We start from the raw sequence: 9,917 nt of genomic DNA on the forward strand, positions 1-9,917 counted from the left end.
GTCACGGACCGTCGGCCCCACCTGCCGTTCTCTTGACGCGGCGCCGGGGCCTGCTACTGGGCCGCCGCCTGCTGGGCCAGTACCTGGTGCAGGGGTTCCGTCTCGCGGCGCTTGTACTCCTGGATCGCCCAGCCGTTGCCGTCCGGGTCCTTGAAGTACATGAAGGTGGCGCCGTCCTGCGGGGCGAACTGGACCGGCTCGCTGACGTCCAGGCCGCGGGCCGTGAGCTCCTCGTACGCCGCCTTCGCGTCCGTCACGCACAGCTGCATGCCGTGGTACGTGCCGGGCTGCGGAGCCCCCGTGGGGACCTGGAGGCCGTCCACCAGGGCGATGGAACAGCCCGACCCTGGCGGGGTCAGCTGACAGATGCGGACGCCCTCCATCACCTCGCCGTCCAGATCCACGTGGAAGCCGACCTTGTCGCGGTAGAACTCCTTGGCCCGGTCCACGTCCGTGACCGGCAGCAGGATCACTTCGAGGCTCATGTCCATGGCGTGACTCCCTCGTCGACGTCAGTACATTCGGCCGTCCTCAGAAGCGCCAGCGTGTCTGGCTGAACGGCTGTCCCTTACCGAAGCCGAAAACCGTCCGCGGCGCCACCGCATAGACGACGGCGTGTCCCGGGCCGTGGTGGAAATACCCCTCCCGTACCTCGAAGTGCCAGAAATCGCCGTACTTCGCCTCCCACGCCGCGGCCAGCTCCCGCAGCCGCGTGTCGTCGGAGACCCGCACCGCCTCGCCCTCCACCACCAGGTCGTAGCCCTTGTCCCAGATGTTCGTGCCGGTGGTCAGCGTGACGTGCGCGTTGTGCGCGAGGTTCTTCGCCTTGCGCTCCTCGGGACCGGTGCAGAAGTGCAGCGCCCCGTGCGCCCACACCGCGGGCAACGGCGTGACGTGCGGGCGCCCGTCCGGCCGTACCGTCGAGATCCAGAACAGCTCGGCGGAGGCCAGCAGCGACTCGGCGTCGGCCCAGGAGTGCGCCGTGGCGTCGGGGTCGCTGTAGCGGCGGTCGAGGTGGGTCTCGGGTTCCTGCTCGGTCATCACACAGCCTCCGGCTCGGGAAGACTCGGGCCACCGCGGCGACCCGGCTCGACGGTCCCAGTCTGACCCTTCCCCTACCCAAATCCCCCCGCCCGCTCCCCGGCGCTTCTCCCCGTCACTCCGGTTAGGCTCGATCGATACGACCTTGATCGGACGGGAGGCCGAGATGACCGCGGCGCCGGGGCGCAGGAGCAGTACCTTCACGCGGCTGCTGCGGCACGGTTTCACCGATCCGTCCGCCGCCGAGCGGCTGCTGGACAGCCCGGAGCTGAGCGCCGTACGCAATGACCCGGTGCTCCTGGAGGCCCTCGGCGCCACCGCCGACCCCGACCTCGCGCTGCACGGTCTCGTACGGCTCCTGGAGGCGCAGCCCGACCGGGAGCTGCTGGACACGGTGATAGCGGCGAAGCCGTTGCGGGACCGGCTGCTCGGGGTGCTCGGCGCGTCCGCCGCGCTCGCCGAGCACCTCGCCCGGCATCCGAGGGACTGGCACGCGCTGGTCACCTACGAGCCGCGCGACCTGCACCCCGGCGTGGAGGAGTTCGAGCGCGGGCTCGCCGAGGCCACCGACCCCGTCTCGCTGCGTGTCGCCTACCGCCGCTGTCTGCTGTCCATCGCCGCCCGGGACGTGTGCGGCACCACCGACCTCGCCGAGACCGCCGCCGAGCTCGCCGACCTCGCCACCGCCACCCTCAGGGCCGCCCTCGCCCTGGCGCGCGCGGCCGCACCCGAGGACGCCGCGCTGTGCCGGCTCGCGGTCATCGCGATGGGCAAGTGCGGTGGCCACGAGCTGAACTACGTCTCCGACGTCGATGTGATCTTCGTGGCGGAGACCGCCGACGGGGCCGACGAGGGCAAGGCGCTGCGCGCCGCCACCAAGCTGGCCTCGCACATGATGCGCATCTGCTCCGAGACCACCGTCGAGGGCTCCATCTGGCCCGTCGACGCCAATCTGCGGCCCGAGGGACGCAACGGCCCGCTCGTGCGCACCCTCTCCTCCCATCTCGCCTACTACCAGCGCTGGGCCAAGACCTGGGAGTTCCAGGCCCTCCTCAAGGCCCGCCCGGTCGCCGGTGACCTCGAACTCGGCGAGAGTTACGTCGAGGCCCTCGAACCCCTCGTCTGGAAGGCCGCCGAGCGCGAGAACTTCGTCACCGACGTGCAGAAGATGCGCCGCCGGGTCGTCGAGAACATCCCCGTCGCCGAGCTCGACCGCCAGCTCAAGCTCGGCCCCGGTGGCCTGAGGGACGTCGAATTCGCCGTCCAGCTCCTCCAGTTGGTGCACGGCCGCGAGGACGGCTCGCTGCGCAGCGGCAGCACGCTGGGCGCCCTCCAGGCGCTCGCCGCCGGCGGCTATGTCGGCCGCGCCGACGCCGCCCAGCTCGACGAGGCCTACCGCTTCCTGCGCTCCATGGAGCACCGCATCCAGCTCTACCGGCTGCGCCGCACCCACCTCGTCCCCGAGGACGAGGCCGACCTGCGCCGCCTCGGCCGCTCCCTCGGCCTGCGCACCGACCCGGTGACCGAGCTGAACCGCGAGTGGAAGCGGCACGCCTCCGTCGTACGACGGCTGCACGAGAAGCTGTTCTACCGGCCGCTGCTGGACGCGGTGGCCCAACTCGGGCCCGGCGAGATCCGGTTGAGCACCGGGGCGGCCAGGGAGCGGCTGGTCGCGCTCGGGTACGCCGACCCGGCCGCCGCCCTGCGCCACCTGGAGGCCCTGGCCTCCGGCGTCACCCGCAAGGCCGCCATCCAGCGAACCCTCCTTCCGGTGCTGCTCGGTTGGTTCGCCGAGTCCGCCGACCCGGACGCCGGACTGCTCAACTTCCGCAAGGTGTCGGACGCGTTGGGCAAGACGCCCTGGTACCTGCGGCTGCTGCGGGACGAGGGCGCCGCCGCCGAGAACCTCGCCCGGGTGCTGTCCGCCGGCCGCCTCGCCCCCGACCTGCTGATGCGCGCCCCCGAAGCGGTCGCCCTCCTCGGGGACGGCGACGGCGGCGGGCTCGACCCGCGCGGGCGCGCATCCCTGGAGCAGGAGATCCTCGCCGCCGTACGCCGCGCCGACGGGGCCGTACAGGCGGTCACCGCGGCCCGCGGAGTCCGCCGCCGCGAACTCTTCCGTACGGCCGCGGCCGACATCGTCGGCTCCTACGGCACCGAGACCCAGCCCGCCGAACCCGACCAGGGCGCCCTCATGGACCGCATCGGCGACGCCGTGTCCGACCTGACCGCGGCGACCCTCGCCGGCACCCTGCGCGCGGTCGTCCGGGACGGCTGGGGCGACACCCTGCCCACCCGGTTCGCCGTCATCGGCATGGGCCGCTTCGGTGGGCACGAACTCGGCTACGGCTCCGACGCGGACGTCCTGTTCGTGCACGAGCCCCGCGAGGGCGTCGAGGAGCGCGAGGCCTCTCAGGCCGCCAACAAGGTCGTCTCCGAGATGCGCCGACTGCTCCAACTGCCGAGCGCCGACCCGCCGCTGCTGATCGACGCCGACCTGCGCCCGGAGGGCAAGTCCGGGCCGCTGGTACGGACGTTGACGTCGTATGAGGCCTACTACCGGCGCTGGTCGCTGGTCTGGGAGTCACAGGCGCTGCTGCGGGCCGAACCGGTCGCCGGGGACGAGGAGTTGGGCCGCCGTTTCGTCGAGCTGATCGACCCCCTGCGGTACCCGGTCGCCGGTCTCGGCGACGACGCCGTACGGGAGATCCGGCGGTTGAAGGCGCGGATGGAGTCCGAGCGGTTGCCTCGCGGGGCCGACCCGAAGCTGCACACCAAGCTGGGGCCCGGGGGGTTGTCGGACGTCGAGTGGACGGTTCAGCTGGTGCAGATGCGGCACGGGGCCGGTGAACCGGGGCTGCGGACCACGCGTACGCGGGCCGCGCTTGCCGCCGCGCGGGACGCCGGGTTCATTTCGGCGGAGAACGCGGCGGTTCTCGACGAGGCGTGGGTGCTGGCCACGCGGGTGCGCAATGCGGTGATGCTGGTGCGGGGGCGGGCGGGGGACACGTTTCCTTCCGAGGCGCGGGAACTGGCTGCGGTGGGGCGGTACTTGGGGTATGAGGCCGGGCATGTGGGGGACATGCTGGACGATTACCGGCGTACTGCTCGGCGGGCTCGGGGGGTGGTGGAGGAGTTGTTCTACGGGGCGTAGGAGGGGTCTTTCTTCGGCTGCGGGCCGGTGGGGGCTCGTCGCGCAGTTCCCCGCGCCCCTGAGTGGGTCAGCGCAATCCCTGCCAAGACGACCCCCATACCCATCAGCACCCGAAGCCCCACTCGTTCGTCCAGCACCACCGCTCCCAGAGCTACCGACACCACCGGCAACAAGTAGCCCACCGTCGCCGCCGTCACCGGGCCCTCGTCCGCTATCAGGCGGTAGTTGAGGTAGAAGGTGACCCCCGTGCCCAGGATGCCCAGGGCCGTCACCGCTCCCAGGGCCGTGAGGTCGGCGTGCAGCGGGCCCGCCACCGGTACCGACAGGGTGGTCCACGCCGTCGCCATGAGGAGTTGGGCCGCGGAGTAGGCCAACGGGGCCTGGTTCGAGGTGAGTTTGCGGGCCATGTACGCGAAGGCCACGGCGTAGCTCGCGGCGGCGGCCAGGAGGGCCAGGGCGCCCCAGGTCAGCAGGCCCGAGCGGTGCCAGGGGGCGAAGATCAGGACGGTGCCGGCGAAGCCGAGGAGGAGGCCGGTCAGCCGGAGCGGTCGCAGGCCGCGGTCGGTGCCCAGCAGGACTCCGATCAGCAGGGACCACAGCGGAGTCGTCGCGTTCAGGACGCCCGCGATGCCGGAGTCGACGGTCTGCTCGCCCACCGCGAACAGGGCGAAGGGGACGGCGTTGCAGAACAGCGCCGCCACGATCAGATGACCCCAGGTGGCGCGGGAGCGGGGCAGGCGCTGGCGGGCCGCGCGGGCCAGCAGGAACAGCACGGCCGTACCCAGCGCGCACCGCGCGATCGTGATCTGGGCGGGGGACAGGCCGTGGTCGAGGGCCAGCTTGATCCAGAGGAAGCCGGAGCCCCACAGGAGCGCGAGAACGGCCATACGGAGGGTGGAGGCGGGTGACATGGCTCCACGGTCCCGGCCGGGACGCGTGAGGACAAGTGAAAGATCCTGGAGGCATCGTTAAGCTGGAGTACATGCTTGATGTACGACGGATGCAGATGCTGGCGGCCGTGGTGAGCAGCGGCTCCGTCACCGCGGCCGCGGCCCGGCTCGGCTACACGCCCTCCGCGATCAGCCAGCAGGTGGCGGCGCTGGAGAAGGAGGCTGGGACCGAGCTGCTCGAACGGGTCGGTCGGGGGGTGCGGCCCACGCCCGCCGGGCTGCTGCTCACCGAGCACGCCGAGGCGATCGGCCGCCGGGTCGCCGAGGCGGAGACCGCCCTCACGGACCTCCTCGCGGGCCGCACCGGCCGGCTCGCGGTGCGCTACTTCGCCACGGCCGGCGCCCACCTGGTCGCCCCCGCGGTGGCGCGACTGCGGACCGAGCGGCCCGGCGTACGGATCGAGCTGAGACTGTCCGGCCCCGACCCCCTGCCCGCCGTCCGCGAGGGCCGCGCCGACCTGGCCCTGGTCGTCCGGGAGGGGGCGGCCGACCAGGCGCAGGCGGTCAGGCAGATGGGTACGGATCCGGCCCCGGTCGTCGAGGAAGGGCGGGCCGATCTCGCGCCGGTCGTCCGGGAGAGGCCTGCCGACCCGGCGCGTCGCGTCGGACCGGGCGGCGGTGACGGCGTACGGCTGCTGCACCTGCTCGACGACCCCTACCTCGCCGTGCTGCCGAAGGCCCACCCCCTCGCGGCCCGCCGCACCCTCCGCCTGGCCGACCTCGCCGGTGAGGCCTGGGTCGGGAGTGAGTGGCCGGGGCCCTGTCTCGACGCTCAGCTCGGGGCCTGTGCGGCGGCCGGGTTCCAGCCCCGTTTCGTCGTGGACAGCGAGGACTACGCCACCGCGCAGGGCTTCGTCGCGGCGGGGCTCGGGGTCACCATGATCCCGCGGCTGGGGCTCGGCGGACGCCACCCCGAGGTCGCCGTACGCCCGCTGAAGGGCCCGGAACCGACCCGGGCGATCCTCGCCGCCGTACGGGAGACCGCGGCACCGCAACCGGCTCTGGAGGCGTTCGTCGAGGCGCTGCGGGAAGCGGCCGCGGGCTAGCCGGCGCGGTCTCCGACCGGGACGGCCTTCGGCAGCCGGTACGGCAGCGTGCCGTACCAGAGCCGCGCCACCGTGAAGCCGAACAGCAGGCACAGGATGCCGCCCACCGCGTCGAGCCAGAAGTGGTTGGCGGTGGCGACGATGACCAGCAGGGTCGCCGCGGGGTAGAGGAGGCCGAGCACCCGCACCCACGGCACCGACGCCAGCGCGAAGATCGTCAGACCGCACCACAGGGACCAGCCGATGTGCATGGACGGCATCGCGGCGTACTGGTTGGACATGTGCTTGAGGTCGCCGGAGGCCATCGAGCCCCAGGTCTGGTGGACCATGACGGTGTCGACGAAGTCGCCGCCGGTCATCAGCCGCGGCGGTGCCAGCGGGTACAGGTAGTAACCGACCAGGGCCACGACCGTGGTCGCGAAGAGCACCAGCCGCGCCGCCGCGTACCGGCCCGGATGGCTGCGGTAGAGCCAGATCAGGACGCCCAGCGTCACGACGAAGTGCAGCGTCGCGTAGTAGTAGTTCATCCCGACGATGAGCCAACTCACCGAGTTCACCGCGTGGTTGACCGACTCCTCGACGGCGATGCCCAGATGGTGCTCCATCCGCCAGATCCAGTCGGCGTTGCGCAGCGCCTCCGCCTTCTGCTCCGGCACCGCGTTGCGGATCAGGGAGTACGTCCAGTAACTCACCCCGATCAGCAGGATCTCGAACCAGAGGCGAGGTCGGCGCGGGGTGCGCAGCCGGTGCAGGAGACCGGGCCGGGCCGAGGCCGTGAGGGAGTCAGGAACGGCCGCGTTCTCACGGTCTTCCAGACTGGTCACGGTCGAGTCACCCATAGACACAAAGTCTGCCAGAAACGCCCTACCCCACCGATCATCCCCTGGTCGGGTTCGGGCCGCATGTCCTACGACGGGAAGACCGTCCCCTTCTCCTCCTCGCGCAGTGGCCCGGGCCCGGTTTCTCCGCCCTGCGGACGAGTGATGACCCCGGAACGCACCGGGCCGGCGCCCCTACTTGCGCGTGCGGTCCCCCGGGGCGGACGCCGTCGAACCCCGTACCACCAGCTCCGGCATGAACACGAACTCGCTGTGCGGCGCGGGCGTCCCGCCGATCTCCTCCAGCAACGTCCGTACCGCGGCCTGTCCCATGGCCGGCACCGGCTTGCGGATCGTGGTCAGCGGCGGGTCGGTGAAGGCGATCAGCGGGGAGTCGTCGAAGCCCACCACCGAGACGTCCCGCGGCACCTCCAGACCCAGCTGCCGGGCCGCCCGTATCGCGCCGAGCGCCATCATGTCGCTCGCGCACACCACCGCCGTGCAGTCCCGTTCGATCAGTGCGGTGGCCGCCGCCTGGCCGCCCTCCAGGGTGTACAGGGAGTGCTGCACCAGCTCCTCCTCGACCGTCGGCGCGGGCAGGCCCAGCTGGTCCTGCACGGCCCGTACGAACCCCTCGATCTTGCGCTGCACCGGCACGAACCGCTTGGGGCCGAGCGCCAGCCCGATCCGCGTGTGCCCCAGCGACACCAGATGCGTCACCGCCAGGCTCATCGCCGCGCGGTCGTCGGGGGAGATGAAGGGCGCCTGCACCTTGGGGGAGAAGCCGTCCACGAGCACGTACGGCACACCCTGGGCGCGCAGCCGGTCGTAGCGCTCCATGTCGGCCGTGGTGTCGGCGTGCAGTCCGGAGACGTAGATGATGCCGGCGACCCCCCGGTCCACCAGCATCTCCGTCAGCTCGTCCTCCGTGGAGCCGCCCGGGGTCTGGGTGGCCAGCACCGGGGTGTAGCCCTGCCGTGTCAGCGCCTGTCCGATCACCTGCGCGAGGGCCGGGAAGATCGGGTTCTCCAGCTCCGGGGTGATCAGGCCCACCAGGCCCTCGCTGCGCTGCCGCAGCCGGACCGGGCGCTCGTAGCCCAGCACGTCGAGGGCGGCCAGCACGGACTGGCGCGTGGTGGCGGCGACGCCGGGCTTCCCGTTGAGGACGCGGCTGACGGTCGCTTCGCTCACCCCCGCCTGAGCAGCGATGTCGGCAAGCCGTGTGGTCACGGCACCGGACTGTACCGGCCGTATCGTCATCGCGGTCCCTCTGTTCTGGTCGGCGCCGCTTGTCCCGCAAGGGGATGATTCCCGTGCGGCACCTGGATGGCAAGAGCTTGCAGAGTCTTGCACACCCGCCCGCACCGTGCTCCGTCCCTGGAAACAAGCGTCTCACGGGGGTCGCCGACAGGTCACACGCGGATAACTTCAGCGGGCTCTTGCAGTTTTTTGCTGCAAGGTCTTTCGCAAGCCTTGCATCGCTGTTACGTTCGGCCACGCCCGGCGGAGAAGGCGGACGGGACCCCCTTCGCAGCACAGCAGTACAGCAGCACACGGGCCATCACCCTCAAGGAGATCTCATGCGGCGTGGCATAGCGGCCACAGCGCTGGTGGCGTCCTTCGCCCTCGCGGCGACGGCCTGCGGCGGAAGCGACAGCGGCGACAAGGCCGACGGTCCGGTCACCATCACCTGGTGGGACACCTCCAACGCCACCAATGAGGCGCCGACGTACAAGGCCCTGATCAAGGACTTCGAGGCCGCCAACAAGGACGTCAAGGTCAAGTACGTCAACGTCCAGTTCGACCAGGCGCAGAACAAGTTCGACACCGCCGCAGGTGCCTCCGGCGCCCCCGACGTGCTGCGCTCCGAGGTCGGCTGGACCCCGGCCTTCGCCAAGAAGGGCTACTTCCTGCCGCTGGACGGCACCGAGGCCCTCGCCGACCAGGCCAAGTTCAAGTCCAACCTGATCGAGCAGGCCAAGTACGACGGCAAGACCTACGGGGTGCCGCTGGTCACCGACACCCTCGCCCTGGTCTACAACAAGCAGCTCTTCGCGAAGGCCGGCGTCGAGGCGCCCAAGACCTGGGACGAGCTGAAGGCCGCCGCCGCCACGATCAAGGCGAAGACCGGCGTCGACGGCTACTGGGGCTCCACCCAGGCCTACTACGCCCAGACCTTCCTCTACGGCGAGGGCACCGACACCGTCGACGCCTCCGCCAAGAAGATCACCGTGAACTCGGCCGCCGCCAAGAAGGGCTACGGCACCTGGCTGAGCCTTTTCTCCGGCAAGGGCCTGCACAAGGCCGACACCACCGCCGACGCCTACGCCCACATCCAGGACGCGTTCGTCAACGGCAAGGTCGCCGCGATCATCCAGGGCCCGTGGGAGATCACGAACTTCTACAAGGGCTCCGCGTTCGCGGACAAGGCCAACCTCGGCATCGCCACCGTCCCGGCCGGCTCCACCGGCAAGGCGGGCGCCCCGACCGGCGGCCACAACCTCTCCGTCTACGCCGGCTCGGACGCCGCCCACCAGAAGGCCGCGCTGAAGTTCGTCAACTTCATGACCTCCGCGAAGTCCCAGTCGACGATCGCCCTGAAGAACTCCACGCTGCCCACCCGCGACGACGCCTACACCGACCAGGTCAAGGCCGACCCGGGCATCGCCGGCTACGGCACGGTCCTCGCCGCCGCCCAGCCGCGCCCGGCCCTGCCCGAGTACAGCTCCCTGTGGGGCCCGCTGGACACCGAGCTGCCCAAGGTCGCCGGCGGCAAGGAGTCCCTGGACAAGGGTCTGAGCAACGCCGAGACCGCCATCGCCAAGCTGGTGCCGGACTTCAGCAAGTGAGCCCGCGTGGCCGCCGGATCTCCTGGACCTGGGGGAGAGATCCGGCGGCCACCCGGTCC

At 71.4% G+C, this 9,917-nt stretch carries 8 protein-coding genes; 3 read left to right on the forward strand and 5 right to left on the reverse strand.

Annotated features, from left to right (window positions below; translation table 11 throughout):
* Positions 1-53: 53 nt before the first annotated feature.
* A complete protein-coding gene (locus ACFULQ_RS46905) occupies positions 54-491 on the reverse strand; it encodes a VOC family protein (protein WP_383557336.1) in 438 nt (145 codons plus the stop codon).
* A 40-nt stretch (positions 492-531) separates the two neighbouring features.
* Positions 532-1,041, reverse strand: coding sequence for a pyridoxamine 5'-phosphate oxidase family protein (locus ACFULQ_RS46910; protein ID WP_383557339.1), 510 nt, complete (start codon positions 1,039-1,041; stop codon positions 532-534).
* A gap of 166 nt (positions 1,042-1,207) precedes the next feature.
* On the opposite strand from ACFULQ_RS46910, the gene ACFULQ_RS46915 reads away from it, so the two are divergent.
* Positions 1,208-4,195, forward strand: coding sequence for a bifunctional [glutamine synthetase] adenylyltransferase/[glutamine synthetase]-adenylyl-L-tyrosine phosphorylase (locus tag ACFULQ_RS46915; RefSeq protein ID WP_383557342.1), 2,988 nt, complete (start codon positions 1,208-1,210; stop codon positions 4,193-4,195).
* Here ACFULQ_RS46915 and ACFULQ_RS46920 read toward each other — a convergent pair.
* Complete coding sequence (locus ACFULQ_RS46920; RefSeq protein ID WP_383557344.1) at positions 4,183-5,106, reverse strand: DMT family transporter; 924 nt, start codon at positions 5,104-5,106, stop codon at positions 4,183-4,185. The two genes, ACFULQ_RS46915 and ACFULQ_RS46920, sit on opposite strands and share 13 nt — an antisense overlap.
* Positions 5,107-5,177: 71 nt before the next feature.
* Between ACFULQ_RS46920 and ACFULQ_RS46925 the strand changes: the two genes are divergently transcribed.
* Positions 5,178-6,191: a LysR family transcriptional regulator gene (locus tag ACFULQ_RS46925; RefSeq protein WP_383557347.1), complete on the forward strand. Its 1,014-nt coding sequence runs from the start codon at positions 5,178-5,180 to the stop codon at positions 6,189-6,191.
* Here the strand turns inward: ACFULQ_RS46925 and ACFULQ_RS46930 are convergent.
* Positions 6,188-7,030 (reverse strand): phosphatase PAP2 family protein, encoded by an 843-nt coding sequence (locus ACFULQ_RS46930; RefSeq protein ID WP_383557350.1) that lies wholly within the window; start codon positions 7,028-7,030, stop codon positions 6,188-6,190. The two genes, ACFULQ_RS46925 and ACFULQ_RS46930, sit on opposite strands and share 4 nt — an antisense overlap.
* 174 nt (positions 7,031-7,204) lie before the next feature.
* A complete protein-coding gene (locus ACFULQ_RS46935; protein ID WP_383557353.1) occupies positions 7,205-8,239 on the reverse strand; it encodes a LacI family DNA-binding transcriptional regulator in 1,035 nt (344 codons plus the stop codon).
* 350 nt (positions 8,240-8,589) lie between these two features.
* Here ACFULQ_RS46935 and ACFULQ_RS46940 point away from each other — a divergent pair, with 350 nt between their 5' ends.
* Positions 8,590-9,858, forward strand: a complete 1,269-nt coding sequence (locus ACFULQ_RS46940; RefSeq protein ID WP_383557356.1) for an extracellular solute-binding protein — start codon at positions 8,590-8,592, stop codon at positions 9,856-9,858.
* Positions 9,859-9,917 lie beyond the last annotated feature (59 nt).

This window comes from Streptomyces sp. NPDC057253, assembly GCF_042669125.1.
Lineage (GTDB): Bacteria > Actinomycetota > Actinomycetes > Streptomycetales > Streptomycetaceae > Streptomyces.